Genomic DNA, 18,618 nt, shown 5'->3' with positions numbered 1-18,618 from the left:
CCCCCTACGGCTCCTCTTCCTCTTCCTCTTCCTTCTCGCACTCCAACGCCGTACTCCGCGACGGCCCCCCGTACTGCGAACTGATCCGTACGTCCCCCGCCTCGTGGACCGTGAGACGGGTGAACTCCGTCAGCTCCCCGTCCGACTCGCGGTCGGCGGTGAGGCAGCCGTTGTCGGCCCAGAGCCAGGGGGAGTAGGCGACGCGGACGATGACCTCACCGGGCCTCGGCATGTGGACGACGAGGTTGGCGCCGTCGGCGGAGACGACGGAGGCGGGCGCGTCGACCAGCGGGGTCGCGTTCTTCACCCGGTAGATCTTCCAGTTGGCGTCCTCCCAGACGCGCTCCAGATACTCCGGTTCGCTGGTCACCAGGGCGTGTTCGAGCTTGGCGGGACCGTCCGGTTCGCCGTTGACGAGGACGACGAAACCGACCGCCCACTGGGAGAGCCAGGCCTTGTACGCGGTCGGGGTGAAGGCGCCCTCGGGTACCTCGGTGCCGCCGTGGCCCTCGTAGAAGAGGCGGCCGCGTTCGACGTCGGCCTGGCGGTTCCAGCCGCGCGCCATGTTGATGTACGGGGCGAGGATGGCGGCCTCGCGGTGGTCGCGGGCCGGTACCACCTCGACGCGGGTCTTCCAGGCGCCCAGCCGCTGGAGCTCCTTCACCACACCGTCGGTCTTCACGGCCCATTCGGGGACCTTGGTGTTGGTGACGATGTCGGCCGTCGTCTTGCTGGTCAGCCAGGTCAGGGAGAGCACCAGGGCCACCGCGCCGGCCACCTGCCGCCGCCCGGGAGTGAACCAGGACAGGGGGAGCCGGGAGTCCGCCTCGCGCCCCTCACACCGATACAGGGCGATGGCCAGCGCGGCCGCCGGTCCCGCCAGTTCCAGGAGCCGCTCGACGTTCGTGCCGATCGGGGTCGGGATCAGGTAACACAGCACCACGCCGAGCGCGTAGACCGCGGCGCCGAGGCGGAGCACCCGCCAGGCGCTCGGCGCGACCAGCACCACCACCGCGCAGATCACGACCGGCGGCCATATCCGGTTGAACGCCATGGGCTGCTCGCCCTCGAAGGGGAACAGCAGCGTGGTGACGGCGACGACGGTCACCGGCGGCACCAACAGCGCCGCCGCCCGGCCCCACTCACGGCACAGCAGATACGCGGCGCCGACCACGAGGAGGAAGAGCCCGGAGACGGGGCTCCCCATCGTGGACAGCGTCGCGCACACCGCCGCCACGGTGAGCTGCCGCCCGGTGCGCCCGCTCACCACCGCCAGCAGCGCCCCCATCGCGAAGGCCGTGCCCAGCATGAACGTGGAGCGCCCCGACACCACCTGGCACCACAGCGAGAACGTCACCGCCAGCGCGATCCACACCGGTCTGCGTACGCCTGTTCGGGTGACGGCCTCGCCGGCGAGCCAGGAGGCCGAGAGTCCCGACAGGAGCGTGACGGGGACGACGCCGAGCGCCGCCATCAGATACGGCGAGAGCACGCTGTAGTTCGCCGCGTGGAGTCCGCCGTACCAGAACAGGTTGACCGCGGAGTCCGGGTACGTCTTCGCGAACTCCGCCCACGCCACCTGGGCCGCCAGATCGCCGCCGCCGGTCGCGAAGACCGCCCACCACACGACGTACAGCGGAAGGGCGCACAAGGCGGCCGTGAGGGGCACTCGGTGGCGCTCCCGCCACGGCTCACGCGTCGGGGACGGCTTGTCCGCGCGCGAGACGGGGCGTTGCGGGGTCAGCTCGGCAAAGGCCACTGCGGCTCTTCCGTTCCGTTTCGGCTCGTGCGGGCGGGCGCTGGTCCTGCCTGGAGTTGGTCTTTTGTTGAGGTAGACGCTAATCACCCGCTGACAGTTGGCCGACAGGATGTGTGCGATCGGTTACGGCCGTAGGGAAAGCCCTACGGCCGTGACCGCGCAGCCAAGGTCAGGATGCGACCGGGAACGCCACGTCGCACACCGGGTCCTCGGGGCCGGCCGTGTCCCAGTCGGTGAAGTAGATCTCGCGGCAGGGGCCGGTGATCCTCAGGCCTCGCTCGGCGATCCACCGCTCGACCGCCTCGAAGGCCGCACCGATCTGCGGATACGCGACCTGGGCCTTGGTGATCCGGGTGTACGCGAGCCGTCCCGCGGGCTCCACGCGCACCTTCGTGTTCCAGGCAGGCCCCTGCTCGGCCGCCCACACCTTGGCGGCGTCCAGGTCGGCCACCGGCACACATGACTCGGCCGGGCCGTCGCTCTCCATCGACACCTCGGAGTGGTACACCACGAACGGCGCCCCGGTGATCCCGCCGCAGGCCTTCGCGCCCTCCTCCAGCCGCCCGAGCGACGCCCCGATCCACGCGGGCAACTCGTCGACCATCGTGTGCCGCGACTGGGTCAGCACCACCTGCGGTGCCGTATCAACCGTTTCCACCACGAAAGTTCCGTACGTACCATCCATGCCGCCCATCCCGGGCTCCCTTCCGGAGAGTCGTCCACGGAGGTAGGCGGCGAGGGTCCGCTGGGACGCGAACCGTTCCTCGGCCTCGGCCCAGTACGCGGCGAGCCGCTCGGCGGCCCGCTCGCCGTCCAGCTCGACGACGTCCACGATCTCGGCGATCCGCGCGAGAGGCATGTCGAGCTGGCGCAGCAGAGCCACGAGGCGGGCACGTTCGACCTGATCGGCGCGGTAGTACCGGTAGCCGTTCACCTCGTCGACGTACGCCGGCGGCAACAGCCCCATCCGGTCGTACAGCCGCAGTGCCTTCGCCGACAGCCGCGCGCGGGCGGCGAAGGCACCGATGGTGAGCAGGCCGTCCGTCTCCACTGGGTCATCCTCCGTCACCGGGCGCCCTCCGCCCGGCGGGGAAGACGGTGTTCCTTGCCCCTGGGGCAAGGTCAACGGGCGGCTCCGCCGGGCGTCAGCCGAGGGCCTTCTCCACGGCGGCGACGAGGTCCGCCGACTCGGGCTCGGTCTGCGGCGAGAAACGCCCGACGACGGAACCATCCCGTCCGATCAGGAACTTCTCGAAGTTCCAGCGGATGTCCCCGGTGTGACCCTCGGCGTCCGCGTGGCCGACCAGCCGCTCGTACAGGGCGTGCCGCCCCTCCCCGTTGACCTCGATCTTCTCGGTCATCGGAAAGGTCACGCCGTACGTCGCCGAGCAGAACTCCGCGATCTCCTCGGCCGACCCCGGCTCCTGCCCGAGGAACTGGTTGCACGGCACACCGAGCACGGTGAAGCCCCGCTCGGCATAGCGGGCCTGGAGCGCTTCGAGGCCCGTGTACTGGGGGGTGAGACCGCACTTGGAGGCCACGTTCACAACGAGCACGGCCTTCCCGGCGTACTGCGAGAGGTCCGCGGAACCGCCCTTCAGGGCATCGATCCGGACGTCGAGGACAGAGGTACCGGCGTTGTCTGTAGTCATGAGCGGATGCTATCTCCGCACCGGATGGGGTTCGCAGGAGGCGTGAGAGCTCGGGGGATGGGGTCGTGAGGCGGCTGCGGGTGGTGTGTGGTTGCTCGCGCAGTTCCCCGCGCCCCTTAAAAGCCTTAAAAGCCTTAAAAGCACGGGGTGCCCCCAGGTTTTCAGGGGCGCGGGGCTGTATCGATATGCGGCTCCGCCGCGTGGGCGCGACCAGCCCTTGGGGATGGGACGGGTAGGGGCGGCGGGGCGAGAAATCAACCGGCCCGCACCAGCACCTCCCCCGCCGCCGTCCGCGTATACAGAACCGACCGCCCCGCCCGCCCCCGCCGAACCAGCCCCGCGTCCAGCAGCACCCTCAGATGCCGGCCGACCGACCCGAGTCCCTGCCCGGTCACGGCGCACAACTGGGTCGTGCTCATGGGGGAGTCGAGGAGGGCCAGGACCCGGGCGCGGGCGTCGCCGAGGAGCGGGCCGAGGGCGGCGGGTACGGCCCTGGGGTCACTCCCGTCGGCGAGGACGCCCGAACACGGGTACACGACGGCGTACCGTTCCCGCTCCTCCCACGACACCCACCCAGCGCGCTGCGGGGTGACCGGCACGAAGACCAGTCGGGCGCCGGAGATCTCACGCGGCGGGTACTCGTGCAGATTGACCTGGAGCCGGTTCTCACCGAGCCACCGCATTCCCGGTCGCAACGCGTCCAGCGGCCGCCCAGCCGCCCTGCCCCAACTGTGCGGTACGGGCGAGGACATCGGCCTCCAGCACACGCCGCCGCCGCTCCCAGTACGGCCGTACGGTCTCCTCCCACACGTACGTGAGGAGGTCGGCCGCGCGGGCGGGCAGGTCGTCGCGGTGCAGGGCGGCGGGCAGCGGGCCGCGCAGGGAGACGGTGAGATGGGCGCGGGCGGCGGCGGGGTCGGCCGTACGTACCCGGGCGACCTCGTCGGCGAAGGCCGCGCCCTCGCGCGGGGTGGGCGTGAGGAAGTCGGCGATCCACTCCTTCCCGAGACCCGAGCGGACGAGCAGCGTGGTCAGGGGATCCCGGGCCAACTCGCCTCGGTACGCGGGCAGATGGTCCGCCAGCCAGGCCCGTTCACCGGGGTGCGAGCCCGTCCCCGCGTGCAGCAGCTTCAGGTTCGCGAACGTCTCGGCGAGCGGCGAGACGATGAACCGGCTCCCGGCGAGGGTGTCGGCGTTGACCTGCCACCAGCCCATGGGAGCCTCCAGCTTTCGCGTGTGCGCGAAACTCTAACGACCGCCCGGAGAGGGACGTGATCGTCTCCTCATGCGCTCCTACAAACTCCTCTTCCGCACAAGGGAGTTCACCCCTCTCTTCCTGTCCTCCTCCCTCCAGGTCGCCGCGTCCACGATCGGCGGCCTGGCCCTCGGCACCTCCGTCTACGAGGCGACCGGCTCCCCGTTCCTGTCGGCGCTCAGCATGTTCGGCCCGTCCCTCGCCCAGGTGGTCGGTGCGACGACCCTGCTGTCGGCCGCCGACCGGCTGCCGCCGAGGGCGACGACGGTCGGCCTGGCCGTCGTCTTCTCGGTGAGCACGGCGACGCTGGCATGGCCCGGCCTGCCGCTGTGGGCGGTCTTCGCGGTGATCGCGGCGCAGGGGCTGGTCGCCTCGCTGGGCGGGGGCGTCCGCTGGGGCCTGCTGAACGAGATCCTGCGGCGGGAGGGAGACGGGAGCGGCGACCGGCAGGACGGCTATCTGCTGGGCCGGTCGGTGTTCAACATGATGCACGGGGTCATGCAGATCGCCGGCTACGCGACCGGCGGCGCCCTGGTGGCGTTCCTGTCCCCGGCTGTCACCCTGGTCGTGTCGGCGACCCTGTACGCGACGGCCGCCCTCTGCTCGTACACAGGCCTGACCCGCCGCGCCCCGCGCGCCTCCGGCCGCCCGTCCGTCGCCGAGACCTGGCGCACGAACGCCCTCCTGTGGTCGTCCGTCCCACGCCGTCGCCTCTACCTCGGCCTGTGGATCCCCAACGGCCTGGTCGTCGGCTGCGAGTCCCTGTTCGTCGCGTACGTCCCCGACCGTGCGGGCCTGCTCTTCGCCTGCGCGGCACTCGGCATGCTGGCCGGCGACATCACGGTCGGTCGCCTCCTCCCACCCCGGGTACGGGACCGCCTCGCCACCCCTCTCCTCCTGCTCCTGGCAACCCCGTACCTCCTCTTCGCCCTCCCGTTGGCGATCCCGGTCGCGGCGGCCTGCGCGGCCCTCGCCTCGATCGGCTTCGGCGCGAGCCTGGTCCAGCAACAGCAACTGCTCACCCTGACCCCACCCGAACTCACCGGCCACGCCCTGGGGTTGCACTCCGCCGGGATGCTGACGCTTCAGGGGGTGAGCGCGGGGCTGGCGGGTTCGGTTGCTCAGCTGACCTCGCCGGGGGTGGCGATGACGGTGATGGCGGCGGGGTCGGTCGCGGTCACGGTGGCGCTGTGGGCAGGGCGGAGGGTCGAACCGGAAGGGGTCACTCGTCCGGTTCGTACGTGATGACGACCTGTTCGTAGATGCGGGACACCGTCTCCCGCTGGTCTTCGGGGCCGAGTACGGCGACGACGTGATAGCGGCCGTCGACCAGGAGAGCCATGTTCCGCACATACACCGCCCGCGCATCGGCGGTCTCCCAGGTGAACTGGCCCTCGGCAAAGGTGCGGCTCCGGGTTTCGATCAGACGAATCCCTGTGGATGTGGCCCACGCCGAATCCCGGAAGGGCTGCAACTCCGGCTCGTACTCCCTCATGTAGTCCACCGGGTTGTCGGAGGACGTTTCCGCGCGGTCCCTGCCGGGGACGACGATCAGCTCGTAGCCGTCCTCGTGGGTGTACCGGTACTGCCCGTCGGCGTTCTTGTCGTGCCGTGTCGAGCCGGTCGGCACCTGCACGCTGAACTCGCCCGTCCGCACCAGCTCGTAGCCCGTGGCGGCCGTCGGAAGCGGGGCCGGGGTCGGGGTCGGGCTGGGCGTCGACGTGGCGGTCGGCCGTGCGGACCGCCGGGACGAACCGCCGTCCGCCGAGGTGTCGTTGTCGTCCCTCAGGGCGACGATGCCCAGCGGTACGAGGGCCAGCAGGGCGGTGGCGACAACGACCGCGAGCCACACTCGCCGCCGCCCGAGGCGCGGCCTGTCCGGCTTGCCCGGCTCAGTCGTTTCCTCGGGCGCGGTCGCGGCCGTACGCAGCGCCGCGGCCACCCGTTCCGCCGTCGGCCGGTCTTCCGGCTCCTTGGACAGCAACTCCCCGATGACGGGCCCCAACCCGACCGCTCGCCTCGGCGTCGGTGCCTCCGTCGTGAGCACGGCCGCGACCGTTCCCTCCACCGACTCCCGCTGGAACGGCGACCAGCCCTCGACCATCTGGAAGAGGAGCACGCCGAGCGACCAGAGGTCCGCCGCCGGACCGGGCTTGCGGCCGCCCATGCGCTCGGGGGCCGTATAGGCGAGGGAACCGACGAACTCGCCCGCCCGGGTCAGGGATTCCTCGCCCTCGATGTACGCGATGCCGAAGTCGGTCAGGACGACGCGGCCGTCGGTGCCGAGGAGGACGTTCCCGGGCTTCACGTCTCGGTGCAGTACGCCGCGGTCGTGCGCGGCGGCCAGGGCTTCGACCACGGACAGCGCGATGCGGGCCGCCTCGCGCTCGGGGAGGATCGTCTCCCGTTCGAGGAGGGTGGCGAGGGACTCGCCGTGCACCCGCTCCATGACGATCCAGGGATGGCCGTCCTCCATCACCACGTCGTGGATGGTCACCACCGCCGGGTGGTTCACGCGGGCGGCGGCGCGGGCCTCGCGCAGGACGCGTTCGACGCGGGGCTGCCGGTCGGTGACGTAGGCCTCCTTCACGGCGACCTCGCGGTCGACGAGGAGATCGAGGCCGGCCCATACGGTGCCCATGCCGCCTTCGCCGAGTCGTTCGGCGAGTTCGTAGCGCCCGCCGATCAGCCGGACGCCGCCCTCGGCCGGCACCGCTTCCGGGTCTTCCCCGTCCACCCCCGTCGTCATGGAGGCATCATGCCCGAGGGGGTCCGGTGGTGCTGCAGTCAGGAACATACCCACCGCCCCCACCCGCCCGGCCGGGGCGGCCCGGCAGGGCGGGGGCGGTCTGCCCCCAATTGATCGGCACAAGGGGGCACAACCTCCCGGACAGGAAGGTTCCGGCGCTCAGGGCGCCCGCGGTTCCATGATGCGGGGCGTGAGGGTGGGCGCCCGGGGAACCGGGAACTTCGCCCCGAAAGCCTGCACTGCCAGACGTTTTACGGCTGATGTGCGCTAGGAGGCGGTACCGTGCGCGCTGTCGCGGGGCGGTCGCATTGTTCCGCGATTCCCGGATGCCATGGCGTGAGGGTGAGTGGGCCCAGCATGCTGACGTCCGGCTCCCCGACGACGCGTCGGCACCGCTGAGGGGTGCCTCTCGGACGTACGCATGTCTTGGAAGGTACCGATGTCCAGAAGGCAAGTCTTATCCGTCCTCGTGCTGTTGACGGTACTCGGGTGGAGTGTGGTGCTGGCCGCCGTCGGCGAGACGGCTGCGGCTGCCGCCGTGGTCCCCACACTCGTACTGAGCGCGGAACAGGTCGTGACGGCGTTGACCGGTACGACACGAGTGGGCGGGACGAACGATGGACGACTCCCCACGGCGGATGACGGACGACTCCGCGTGGCCGATGACCAGGAGGGCGTCGGGTGACCCCGCCGTCCCTGTCGCGGCGGCCCGGAGGGGGCGCGCCGGCGGGTAAGCCGGGCCGGAAGCTGGGGCCGATAGCGGAGGGCGTGGGTACGGCCCACCGTGCCTGGCTGGAGCCCCTGCGGATCCGGTTCCTGGCCAGCGGCCTGACGATCAGCGAGCTGAGCGACCGGTCGGGCTGGGCGAAGTCGAAGATCTCCGAACTGCTGCGCGGCACGGGCCGTTACCCGCGCTGGGAGATCACCTACGGCCTGCTGGACGTCCTCGACGTACCGACCTGGCCGATGCGGCGGCTGTGGATGGCCGCCGCGCTGGAGGCGCAGAAGAAGCCGGACTGGATAGACGGCTGTATCCAGAGCCGCCAGAACCAGCACCGGTGGGCGACCCTGTCGACCGGGCCCGCCGTACCTCCGCTGGAGCACCAGGCGTTCACCGAACTCAACCGCTGCGCCTATCTCGCCTACGCCCGGCTCTTCGTGAGCGAGGAGGAGGCGGGCGAGGTGGTCGCGGAAACGTTTGACGTGCTGTGGTTCCGGTGGGACGAGGCCCTGGCCAGTTCCGACGTGGTGCCGTTCGCGTGGTCGGTGCTGCGCAAGAGTGTGATGGCCCGAGCCTGCCACGTGGACGGCGGCCCCGAGCTGGCCCGTACCGCGTTCGACACGGTCGCCCTGAGCATGCTGTCGACCCCCACGGCGCGTTTCGCGCAGATCGAGGAGTCGATGGCCCTCTTCAAGGCCATCAGCCGACTGCCCGCCCACCAACTGGACGTCATGGTCCTGACCTATCTGCGCGGCATGGACCACGCCGCCGTGGCCGACGTCCTGGGCGTCCCGATCGCCTCGGTCCACACGGCCGACCGCTATGCCCGAAAGACCCTGACCGCCGCGCTCCACCCCCAGAACGACCTGGGAGAGACCCCAGAATGATCCCCACCCCGATAACTCCGAGGTCTCCGATGACTCCGATGGACGAACTCCTGGCCCGGGCACTCCTCCTGGACGAGCCGGTCGTCCCGCACGACATAGTCCCCGGCGCCCCCTGCCGGGCCCCCGGCGCCGGGCAGCGCGACGGCACGAGCGCCATGGCCGCCCGCGATCTGCGCACCCTGTGCGAGACGGTGCTGGCCCACACCACACCGGACTCCCTCCAGGACTTCGTCACCGAGCACCTGCCGGAACCGCCCGGCGCCCGCGTCCTCGGCTGCGTCCTCCAACTCGCCGACGCCGAGGACAGTGCCCGCTCCTGGTGGCAGTACGCGGCCGGCGCCGGCGACGACCTCGCCTCGTACTGCCTCTACCTCCAGCACCTGGTCCTGGGCGACGCGGAGGCGGCCGCCTGGTGGCGCGAACAGACGAAGATCGGCACCCGCCCGGCTCCCGAGTTCCTCCTGGCGGTCCCGGACCCGGGCGTCCCGACCGCGTACGACGCAAGCTTCCCCACGGTCCTGCGCGCCCTCACCCACCTCGACCGCACCACCCCACCCCGCCGCACGGAACTCGTCGACGCGGTCATGCACTACGTCCCGGGAGCCGTCGCCCTCGGCTACGTCGACAACCCGGACTTCGAACTTCCCCTGCCTGGCCCCGACTTCGCGGAAAATATGAGCGTTCTGCTGACCGCCGCCTCCGCCGCGGCAGCCTGGATGGAGGCGCCGCCCCGGCTTCGGCAGACGGTTCCTCGGCTGCCGCAGCGTGATGTGCGTGGAACGAAGGTCTCGGAAGGGTAGGAAGCGGTCAGTAGTCCTGGGGGTGGTGAGGGGTGTCCAAGGACGGGGGCTATGCCGGAATCGGAATACGGAACTCGGTCCAGCGCCGGTGTACTGATCCACCGGATTCCGGGGCGGCCACCGCGTGTGGACCGCGCCCAGTACGTCGTCTGGTCACCGGACGGAGGCCGGCTCGCCGTACCCGCCGACCAGAAACGTGTTGTGCGCTGCCGGACGCCTCCCGCGTTCATTTCGTTCATGGCGGCGACTGTCGAGGCCGCTTCGGGGGCGATGCTGAGCGGGCACTGAGGGAGGAACGAGAATCAGCGGACTCACAGCTTGCCCACAGCCAACAGGGTTGGCGGCGGGCTCAGGACTGGTACGGCTGCTGCTGGGGCTGTCCGTGCCGCTGACCGCCGCCCGCGGCCTGCGCCTGCAACCGCTCGGCCTGCTCCGCGTCCACCTTCTGCTCGGCGCCGCAGAACGTGCACTGCGTCTGGTACTTCGTCGAGACCGGGAACAGCGGCACGAAGAACAACGTGAACTTCGTGACCCGCTTACGGAGGGTGTGCGCGGCGGGGTTCCCGCACTGGCCGCACACCAGCGTCAGTATGGCGAGCTGGTACAGATAACCCTTGGTGCCGAAGATGATCAGCATCTCGATCCTTCCCTGGGGTGCCGACCGGCACAGTCCCACTGTCACCAGTGTGCCCGGCTCTCACCGCGGCCGTGCGGGGCGGGCATCGTACACGTCGAGCACGGCCTGGAACTGGGCCTGCGCCTCGCGTGCGCGGCCCGCCGCCAGGTAGGCGTGGCCCAGGCGGGTGCGGATGTCCATCTCCAGCCAGTGGTAGCCGGGCTGGGTGAGCGGGGACAGCAGCCGGTGCTGATGGAGGGCCTGGTGGTGAAGGGCGATGGCCGCGTTCGGGGCTCCCTCGTGCGTCCGCGCCGTACCCAGCCGGGTCAGGCTTCGCGCACAGAAGAAGACGTCGCCGACCTGCTCGACCAGGGGGACCGCCCGGCGGAGCAGGTCCTTGGCCTCGCCGTACCGGCCGAGACGCAACTGGATGTCGGCCGCGCAGCTCAGGACCCTGCCGAGCGCGCCCGGTCTGCCGCCGGCCTCGGCGTGGGTGAGGGCCTCGGTGAAGCAGGCCAATGCCTCCGCGTTCCGCCCCTCGAACTGGTGGGAGAGGCCCTGGGTGAGGCCGGACATCGCGGCGGCCCAGTGGTGACCCAGGCTCCGGGCCAGGTCCAGCCCGGCGGCGGCGTGCGCGATCGACTCCTCGCTCCGGCCCAGACTCAGATCGACGGTCGCCAGCCCGGTGAGGGCACAAGCCTCCTGACCCGGTTCGGCAAGGCGACGGCTGAGCTCCAACGCCTCGGTGAACACGGCGTACGACTGCTCGTACCGGCGCTGGTGCACGCCGGTGTAGCCCAGGCAGTTGCGCAGAGCGGGCGCCATCCGGGCGTCGGTCGCGGCGTCCGCGTGCCCGAGTGCGATCTCCAGAGCCGTCTGGCTCTCGTGGTAGCGGCCCTGTCGTACGAAGTAGTCGCACAGGGCCTCGGCGATCCAGCAGGCATGGTCGGCCTCGCCGTGGGCCGCCGCGTACGCGACGACGTCGACGAGCTCACCGCCGACCGCATCCAGCCATGCCTCCGCGTTCCGCCAGTCCATGAACCGTGCGCCGGACGGCCGGGGCCCGGTGGGGAAACCGGCGGCGCCCCAGTCGCCGGCGGTGCGGGCCGCTTCCAGGAACAGGCCGAGCGCGGCCGTACGCGAGGCGGCGGCCTCCCTCGGCTCCGCGGCCGCGACCCGCCGCGCGTGCACCCGTACCAGGTCGTGCAGCCGATACCGACCCGGCCGCGGCTCCTGCACCAGACTCGTGTCGACCAGACTCTCCAGGGCCTGTGTGGGCCGGCGCTGGTGCGGCGGTCTCATCGGTGAAGCGGGCGGAGCAGGCTGGGCCCTGCACGCAGGGTGGTGGCGTCCTGGACGGCGAGGAAGGCGGTGGCGAGCTGGGCCAGGCTCTGGTGGCGGTACCAGCAGTGGTGCCGAGGGTGTGTGGGCACATCTGAAGAAGAGCCTGGGCAACCTCGCCCCGTGCAGTGTCGATGACCTGGCCGGGCTGGTCCGCACACGCCTCAAACGGCTGCAGTACCGGCCCGGCCTGCTCGACGGGTTTGTCGCCGAGACCGGACTCGATAACGACACCGCCATGACGTCACCCCGAATCGGAAACCTCAGTGGCCCTTCCTTGCCGCGCAGATGGTGTCTTTGCGGGTCTCGCCCAGGACGGGCACGCTCACCAGGTCCTCGTCGGCCCCGCAATACAGGTTCTGGCTGCCGGTCTGCGCGGTGGCGGACTGCGGGCCCACTGCGGTGCCGCTCTCAGCCGTGGCCTTGCCGCGGTGGAAGCCGTCGTGAGACGCGAGTTCGCCGGAGCGGTCCACGGCCGTGCACGTGGTCCTTTTGTCGACGGTGCCGAGGACGTTGAAGGTGAGCATGTCGGCGGAGTTGCCGCAGTGGAGGTTCTGTTCGCCGCTTTGCGCCGTGGTGAACTGAGGGCCGAGAGCGGTGCCGCCGACCGCCGAGGCAGGGCCGGATCCATCTCCACGGCCGGGACCGGGGCCTCGCCCCCTGCCATCGGAGCGACCCAGGCCCTGTTCGGTGTCGCAGATGGTCCTTTCCTCGATGGTGCCGAGGACGTTGAGGGTGAGCATGTCGGCGGAGTTGCCGCAGTGGAGGTTCTGTTCGCCGCTTTGCGCCGTGGTGAACTGAGGGCCGAGAGCAGTGCCGCCGACCGCAGATGTGCCGTAGCCGGTGAATCCGGTGTCGCCGTAGCCGGAACACGTTTCCCGCCGGGTGGTGCGCAGAACGTTGACGTTGATCAGGTCACGGGTGTTGCCGCAGTCGAAGTTCTGGTCGCCTTCCTGAGCGGTGACGAACGCCCCGTCGCCGACTGCGTCATCGAGAGCGCTCGCGTGGGCATCTTCCCCGCTCGTACCGAGAAGAGCGCTGACGGCCATCGCCAGCAGCGCTGTCCTGCCGATCGCACCCATTCGGTATCTCCGGTAGTTGGCCGACGAGCAGCACATCGCGACCCGGGAACCGGTCAACCGAAACGGGACCAGCGGGTCACGGGCCGGGACATGCCGTCACTCGAACAGCGCATCGCGCCGCGGACGACCGGGCGATCTCCTCAAGAGCGCACACATCACAGGAAGCAGGCATATGGGGGACTCCTCATATGTAGGTCGTGCCCTGACTGAAGGTACAGCGTTGGAGATCCCAAAAGGCCCGAGGTCGTGAGCGTTCTGCAGGAGGATGTATGAGGACCGGCGCAGTACGCAGGGCCAGGGACGCCGCGCTCGCGGCCGTGGCATTCGCCGGGCTGCTGTCCACGGGCGTGAGCGCGGGAGCGGAAGAGCCCGACGGACCGGACGGCGGCGCGAAGGCCGTCGGGGGATCGGGCGTGGCCGAGGTGTTCGATCAGAACACAGCGCTGGACGGCCGGCAGAACAACGCCTGCGGCTTCTTCTCGTCGTCCGCCGGTTCTCTGTTCGACGGCCTGTCCGAAGCGGGCTGCGAGACCATTGACCAGTCTCACAGCGTCGATGCCTCGTCCACCGCCGACGGCGCCGAGGCCGTCGGCGGCGACGACGCCGTGTACCAGCAGAACTTCGCCGAAGAGGGGCGGCAGAACAATATCTGCGGCAACACCAACAGCGCGCTGGACTCCCCCGGTGAGATGAAGGCGGACTGCGCGGCACGCGACACCTCGAAGAACAAGGGCACCGTCACCGACAACGGTGGCGCCCAGGCCACCGGCGGTGAGTCGTCCTTCTACCAGCAGAACCTGGCTCAGGAGGGCCGCCAGAACAACGCGTGCGGCAACACCAACGACAGCACCGTCTCCGGTGAGACCGACGCGGACTGCGTGGCACTCGACAGCTCGAAGAACAAGGGCACCGTCACCGACAACGGTGGCGCCCAGGCCACCGGCGGCGACGGCGACGGCGTCTCCATCCTGAACGAGCAGAACCTGGCTCAGGAGGGCCGCCAGAACAACGCGTGCGGCAACACCAACAACAGTGGCGTCCCCGGCAGCACCGAGGCGGACTGCGTGGCACTCGACAGTTCGAAGAACAAGGGCACCGTCACCCACAACGGTGGCGCCCAGGCCACCGGCGGCGACGGTTTGGGGGCGGCACAGCAGAACCTGGCTCAGGAGGGCCGCCAGAACAACGCGTGCGGCAACACCAACAACAGTGGCGTCCTCGGCAGCACCGAGGCGGACTGCGTGGCACTCGACAGCTCGAAGAACAAGGGCACCGTCACCCACAACGGTGGCGCCCAGGCCACCGGCGGCGACAGCGCCGCCACTTTGATCCAGCAGAACATCGCTCAGGAAGGCCGCCAGAACAACGCCTGCGGCAACACCAGTGGCCTGAGTCTGGACTCGGGTCGGATGAACGTTCAGTGCAGCGCTGTCGACGAATCCACTGACGTCAAGAGCCGGCCCCACCACAAGTAGAGTGTGCGGTCGGGTGTTTCCGCCCTCCGGCCCGCCGTAGTCTGCCGGCCCCGGGCTTGGTTCACGCCTCGTACTGGTACGCGACACCGTTGCTGTCGCCCCCGGGGGTGTGAACGGTGACGTCGACCGTGCCGGGCTCCCCTGCCGGGGAGGTGGCGACAACCAGGTTGTCGGAGACAGCTGCGAACAACGTCACCGTGCCGCCGAAACGGACTTCATCGGTATGGGTGAGGTTGCTTCCGAAGATGGCAACGTTGCTCCCCCCGTGGGCCGGTCCCTCGTCGGGGATGAGGCTGTCGATCGCCGGGATCCCGACGTAGGTGTAGTAGGCGTTGCCCGTACCGGGCGTGCTGGTACCGCCCGGCGTGGTGACGGTGACGGTGACGGTGTCGGTGCCGCCGGGAGCGTCGGCCGTGATCAGACTGTCCGAGAGCACGTTGATGTTCGTGGCCTCGTTGGTACCGAACGTGACGGCAGTGGCGAGTGTCAGATCGGTGCCGGTGATGGTCACCGTGTTGCCGCCGGCTTCCGGCCCCATGCCCGGGTCGAGCGAGATGACGGCCGGAGCCGCGATATAGGAGTACACCATCGGGTTGCTGGTCCCCGCCGGCGTGGTGACCGTGACATTGACCGGCGCTGCCGGCCCCGCGGGGACGGTGGCGGTGATCTGCGTCGCGCTGACCACATTGAACGACGTGGGCGTCACACCGAATACGACCGAGGTGGCACTGGTGAACCCCGTCCCCTGGATCGTGATCACGTTTCCGCCGGCAGTGGGCCCCTGACTCGGGCTCAGACCGGTGATCACCGGCGTCACGGCGTATGTGTAGAAGACGCTGTTGCTCGTCCCGCTCGCAGTGGTGACCGTGACCGGCACCGACCCAGTGCCCGTGGGAGCGGTGGCGGTGATCTGCGTCGCGCTGACCACATTGAACGACGTGGGCGTCAGGCCGAATGCGACCGAGGTGGCACTGGTGAACCCCGTCCCCTGGATCGTGATCACGTTTCCGCCGGCAGTGGGCCCCTGACTCGGGCTCAGACCGGTGATCACCGGCGTCGTTACATACGTATAGACGGCACTGTTGCTCGTCCCGCTCGCAGTGGTGACCGTCACCGCCACCGACCCAGTGCCCGCGGGGGCGATAGCGATGATCCTCGTCGCGCTCAGCACACTGAACGATGCGGACGTCGTGCGGAACCTCACCAACGTGGCGCCGGTGAAGCCCGTCCCGTTGATCATGACTGTGTGCCCCCCCGCGCTGGGGCCCTGACTGGGGCTGAGGCTGCTGATCACCGCGGCCATGCCGTTCTCCTTGTCGCTTACCGTGTGCGCTGTGCCCTGGCCGACTCCGGCCAGGGCACAGCGGTCTGCGCACGCCGCGCTCAGGGTGTGCTGAAGGGCGGCCGTCAGCCTGGGGCCAGGGGCCGCGGGGTTCTCAGGTCACGGTGTACTGGTCCGCCGCGACGGGCGTACTCTCGCCGCCGGGCGTGGTGACCGTGATGTGGTACACCTGGCCGGACGTGAGGCCGGCGGGTGCGGGGACGACGAGTTGGGTCGAGCCGAGCCCGATGATGTCCTCGAGCGGCACGTCGAAGGTGTCGGCGGGGGTGACGGTGTTCGTGAAGGTCACGACAGAGACATCGACGAAACTGGTGCCGTTGACGACGATGCCCGTTTCGCCGGCCGCTCCCGTGGAGGGGGACACCGAGGTGACCGTCGGGAGGTTGTAGTAGGTGTACTGGGACGCGCTGCTGTTTGAGACGCTGTCGCCGCCGATGGTGGTGACGACGACACCCACGGTCTCCGTGTCACCGGTGACGGTGTGCGCGGGAGGGGTGACGACGACCGTGGTGTCCCCCACCGTGGTGAGGGTCGTGACCGGGGCCTCTGCGCCGAAGGTCACCGACGTCGTGGTCGCCAGGCCGGTGCCGATGATGGTGACGGCTTCCGTGGGGGTCTCCGGTCCCTGAGCGGGGCTCAGGAACGTGCACACCGGGGCGCCGACGTAGAAGAACGACCGTGAGTTGCTGGTCGATCCTGAGGCGGTGACGCTGACGTTGTACTGCCCGCCGCAGAGCGGCGGGACGGTAACGGTGACGGAGGTGGGGGTGACGGTGCTGGGGGTGACCGTTCGGGCCCCGAAGTTCACCTTGGTGGTGACCGTGCTGTTGCCCAGGCCGGTGCCGGTGATGGTCAGAACGTCCCCGCTGCTGCCCTGGGTCGGGCTGATTGAGCTGATGGTTGCCATGATGTGTCTCCTTCTTTCGAGTGCTGCTCGAGTAGTGGTGGGGGGAAGGTGTGCGAGCCCGCGCGGCCTCGGGGTACGCAGGCTGTTGGGAGGGGGCGCACGGGGCGCGAACAGGTAGTACGGCAGAGGAGTGCCGGGGCTGTCCGCCCTGCGAGGGGGGTGGGTACTGGTGTGCCACGAGCGGCCTGCCCCCTCGGTAACGGGGGAGGCAGAGGGCTGAGCGCCCAAGCCGTGCGGGATTTCGGAAGTCGGCCTGCCCTGACGGCAGTTGACGGCATCTTCCGGCCGCCGACTATGGGTGTGGAGGAATGTGCTGGTCCACCCGATCAGGTGGTTAAAGTAAGCCACTTGAGTGGCGTCCGACACAATGAAAATGACAAGACGTCATCCCTTTGGCCGAGCGCGCGATATGTTTATCGAATTAATCCAAAGGCCGCCCTCTTTGCGCCCCTTTTCAGGCCGTCAGCGAACCTCGATCCACCGCGCGATAGTCGGTCTTCAGTCGGAGAAATGCGAAGAGATGCCCGCTGACCTGCGATAATGGGAGTTCCTACGCTTCCATCAGCCGCACACAGCAAGGCACCTCGTAAGTAAAAGGCGGGCGCGGCGCTGATGGCGGCGCCAGGTGGACCACCACAGCAGGTCCAGCGTCCTCCACCCGCCACCTGCGGCACACCAGTGACACCAGTCGCGCCAATGTCACCGGTCCCGGGGCGAAGCAGCGGTGGTAGGACACGGCGCGGGTGTAGCGGTGCGCTCGGCCGGGTGGGGCGGGGACCCTGCGCCGCTTCCCGGGCACAGGGCGTCTGTTCGTGGGACGGCTCTTGGTGCGGTCCCGGGTCTGGTGCTGGACCTGGCTTGCCCGGTCCAGGGCCTCAACCACAGTGCGGATCACAAAGGTTGCGCGCAGGATCCCCAGACCAATCGGTCAACTGTTGAACACCCTACGGCTTGGGCGCGGGTTGCTCCCCCGAGCCTCGGACGATCAGCCGGGTGGGCACGGTGATGGTGCGGGCCCGGGAGCGGTCGCCGTCGAGGCGGGCCAGGGCGGTGGCCACGGCGCTGCGGCCGATTTCTCCGGGGTCCTGGGCGACGACCGTCAGGGCCGGTTCCAACGCTTCGGCGAGGGATACGTCGTCGAAGGCCACGACGGCTACTTCCTTGCGCTTGCTGCGGGCGAGCTCGGCGACTATTCCGAGCGCCATGATGTTGTTCCCGGCGAACAGGGCCGTGGGGGGATCGGCCAGTTCGAGGAGTTGGGAGGTCGCGGCCTCGGCGCCCTGCTGGTCGTGTGCGTTGGCGACCAGCGAGCGGTCGTAGGGGATGTCGGCTTCTTGAAGGGCCGCGCGGTATCCGGCGAAGCGTTCGCGGCGGGTGTACAGCTTGACGGGCAGGTCGCCGACGAATCCGATGCGGCGGTGGCCGTGGGCGATCAGGTGGGCGACACCGTCCTGGGCCCCCGCACGGTTGGAGCTGACGATGCTGTCCGTGGACAGGCCGACTCCTGGTCGGTCGAGGAAGACGATGGGCAGTCCCGCCGTGCGGTGCGACTTGAGGTGGGAGTGGTCGGCGCCGACGGACGGTACGACGATCAGGATGCTGACGCGCCGGGCGAGGAACTTGTCCGTCAGGGCGCGTTCGCGGTCGGGGTCGTCCGCGGAGGAGCCCATGAGCAGGGTCAGTCCGCGGTCGCGGACCGTGTCCTCGATGGCGCGGGCCACGGCTCCGAAGAAGGGGTTGGCGACGTCGGGGATGACCAGGCCGATGGTGGTGTCCGGGCCGCCGACGCGGATGTTGCGTGCCATGAGGTTCGGCTGGAAGCCGAGCTTGGCCACCGCGGCGAGTACCTGTTCCCGCGTCTGCGCCGAGACGGGTCCGTCCTCGTTGAGGACGCGGGAGACCGTCTTGGCGCTGACGCCGACTTCTCGAGCGACGTCGGCCAGGGTGGGGCGGCGGTTCGCTGCCATGGAGGAAACCGTCTCCTGTGAGCTCTCGGTTCCGGCCGCGGCCTCGGCCGGAACATGCGAGAGCG

16 protein-coding genes and 2 pseudogenes are annotated in these 18,618 nt (G+C 69.8%); 6 read left to right on the top strand and 12 right to left on the bottom strand.

All coding sequences use genetic code 11. The features are described from left to right. Positions 1 to 4 precede the first annotated feature (4 nt). From CES90_RS28105 to CES90_RS28090, 4 genes and pseudogenes are all read right to left on the bottom strand, one after another. Positions 5 to 1,669, bottom strand: a complete 1,665-nt coding sequence (locus CES90_RS28105; protein WP_189786650.1) for a hypothetical protein — start codon at positions 1,667 to 1,669, stop codon at positions 5 to 7. Between the two features lie 259 nt (positions 1,670 to 1,928). Then, positions 1,929 to 2,828, bottom strand: coding sequence for a MerR family transcriptional regulator (locus CES90_RS28100; protein WP_189786613.1), 900 nt, complete (start codon positions 2,826 to 2,828; stop codon positions 1,929 to 1,931). Positions 2,829 to 2,904: 76 nt separating this feature from the next. Then, on the bottom strand, positions 2,905 to 3,411 hold the full coding sequence (locus tag CES90_RS28095) for a glutathione peroxidase (protein ID WP_229914249.1): 507 nt from the start codon (positions 3,409 to 3,411) through the stop codon (positions 2,905 to 2,907). A 254-nt stretch (positions 3,412 to 3,665) separates the two neighbouring features. Continuing rightward, positions 3,666 to 4,626: pseudogene (locus CES90_RS28090) on the bottom strand (helix-turn-helix domain-containing protein). Positions 4,627 to 4,696: 70 nt separating this feature from the next. Between CES90_RS28090 and CES90_RS28085 the strand changes: the two are divergent. Beyond that, the gene (locus CES90_RS28085; RefSeq protein ID WP_189786614.1) at positions 4,697 to 5,911 is read left to right on the top strand and encodes an MFS transporter; all 1,215 of its coding nucleotides are present in this window, start codon (positions 4,697 to 4,699) and stop codon (positions 5,909 to 5,911) included. Here CES90_RS28085 and CES90_RS28080 read toward each other — a convergent pair. Further along, positions 5,889 to 7,415, bottom strand: coding sequence for a serine/threonine-protein kinase (locus CES90_RS28080; protein WP_229914250.1), 1,527 nt, complete (start codon positions 7,413 to 7,415; stop codon positions 5,889 to 5,891). The two genes, CES90_RS28085 and CES90_RS28080, sit on opposite strands and share 23 nt — an antisense overlap. Positions 7,416 to 7,854: 439 nt before the next feature. Between CES90_RS28080 and CES90_RS28075 the strand changes: the two genes are divergently transcribed. Genes CES90_RS28075 through CES90_RS28065 form a run of 3 tightly spaced genes read left to right on the top strand, consistent with a single transcriptional unit; the run spans position 7,855 to position 9,823 of the window. Then, positions 7,855 to 8,100 carry a hypothetical protein gene (locus CES90_RS28075; protein WP_189786616.1) on the top strand — a complete coding sequence of 82 codons (246 nt, stop codon included), beginning with the start codon at positions 7,855 to 7,857 and terminating at the stop codon, positions 8,098 to 8,100. After that, positions 8,097 to 9,023, top strand: a complete 927-nt coding sequence (locus CES90_RS28070; RefSeq protein WP_189786617.1) for a sigma factor-like helix-turn-helix DNA-binding protein — start codon at positions 8,097 to 8,099, stop codon at positions 9,021 to 9,023. Before CES90_RS28075 ends, CES90_RS28070 begins: the two co-directional genes overlap by 4 nt. Before the next feature lie 38 nt (positions 9,024 to 9,061). Further along, the gene (locus tag CES90_RS28065; RefSeq protein WP_189786618.1) at positions 9,062 to 9,823 is read left to right on the top strand and encodes a hypothetical protein; all 762 of its coding nucleotides are present in this window, start codon (positions 9,062 to 9,064) and stop codon (positions 9,821 to 9,823) included. 349 nt (positions 9,824 to 10,172) lie between these two features. Here CES90_RS28065 and CES90_RS28060 read toward each other — a convergent pair whose 3' ends face one another. From CES90_RS28060 to CES90_RS51340, 3 genes are read right to left on the bottom strand one after another with little or no spacing between them, the layout of a single operon-like run. Next, positions 10,173 to 10,460: a zinc-ribbon domain-containing protein gene (locus CES90_RS28060; protein WP_189786619.1), complete on the bottom strand. Its 288-nt coding sequence runs from the start codon at positions 10,458 to 10,460 to the stop codon at positions 10,173 to 10,175. A gap of 60 nt (positions 10,461 to 10,520) precedes the next feature. Continuing rightward, positions 10,521 to 11,741: a tetratricopeptide repeat protein gene (locus tag CES90_RS28055; RefSeq protein WP_189786620.1), complete on the bottom strand. Its 1,221-nt coding sequence runs from the start codon at positions 11,739 to 11,741 to the stop codon at positions 10,521 to 10,523. Next, positions 11,738 to 11,872 carry a hypothetical protein gene (locus tag CES90_RS51340; protein WP_268257049.1) on the bottom strand — a complete coding sequence of 45 codons (135 nt, stop codon included), beginning with the start codon at positions 11,870 to 11,872 and terminating at the stop codon, positions 11,738 to 11,740. The genes CES90_RS28055 and CES90_RS51340 overlap by 4 nt, the downstream gene beginning before the upstream one ends. Here CES90_RS51340 and CES90_RS52455 point away from each other — a divergent pair. Then, positions 11,857 to 12,006, top strand: a pseudogene (locus CES90_RS52455) (IS630 family transposase); the annotation flags it as partial. The gene CES90_RS51340 and the pseudogene CES90_RS52455 overlap by 16 nt on opposite strands. A gap of 37 nt (positions 12,007 to 12,043) precedes the next feature. On the opposite strand, the gene CES90_RS28050 reads toward CES90_RS52455, so the two are convergent. Next, on the bottom strand, positions 12,044 to 12,862 hold the full coding sequence (locus CES90_RS28050; RefSeq protein WP_189786621.1) for a hypothetical protein: 819 nt from the start codon (positions 12,860 to 12,862) through the stop codon (positions 12,044 to 12,046). Between the two features lie 269 nt (positions 12,863 to 13,131). Here CES90_RS28050 and CES90_RS28045 point away from each other — a divergent pair, with 269 nt between their 5' ends. Next, entirely contained in the window at positions 13,132 to 14,337 is a 1,206-nt protein-coding gene (locus tag CES90_RS28045) for a hypothetical protein (RefSeq protein WP_189786622.1), read from the top strand. Positions 14,338 to 14,398: 61 nt separating this feature from the next. Here CES90_RS28045 and CES90_RS28040 read toward each other — a convergent pair whose 3' ends face one another. From CES90_RS28040 to CES90_RS28030, 3 genes are all read right to left on the bottom strand, one after another. Further along, the gene (locus CES90_RS28040) at positions 14,399 to 15,640 is read right to left on the bottom strand and encodes an IPT/TIG domain-containing protein (protein WP_208921458.1); all 1,242 of its coding nucleotides are present in this window, start codon (positions 15,638 to 15,640) and stop codon (positions 14,399 to 14,401) included. Positions 15,641 to 15,773: 133 nt separating this feature from the next. Beyond that, positions 15,774 to 16,586, bottom strand: a complete 813-nt coding sequence (locus tag CES90_RS28035) for an IPT/TIG domain-containing protein (RefSeq protein ID WP_189786624.1) — start codon at positions 16,584 to 16,586, stop codon at positions 15,774 to 15,776. Positions 16,587 to 17,530: 944 nt separating this feature from the next. Continuing rightward, positions 17,531 to 18,553: a LacI family DNA-binding transcriptional regulator gene (locus CES90_RS28030; protein WP_189786625.1), complete on the bottom strand. Its 1,023-nt coding sequence runs from the start codon at positions 18,551 to 18,553 to the stop codon at positions 17,531 to 17,533. Positions 18,554 to 18,618 lie beyond the last annotated feature (65 nt).

Origin of the sequence: Streptomyces capitiformicae, from assembly GCF_002214185.1 — a bacterium.
GTDB classification, from domain to species: domain Bacteria; phylum Actinomycetota; class Actinomycetes; order Streptomycetales; family Streptomycetaceae; genus Streptomyces; species Streptomyces capitiformicae.
Note: the sequence above shows the minus strand (reverse complement) of the source record. Positions and strands in the feature narration are given on the sequence as shown.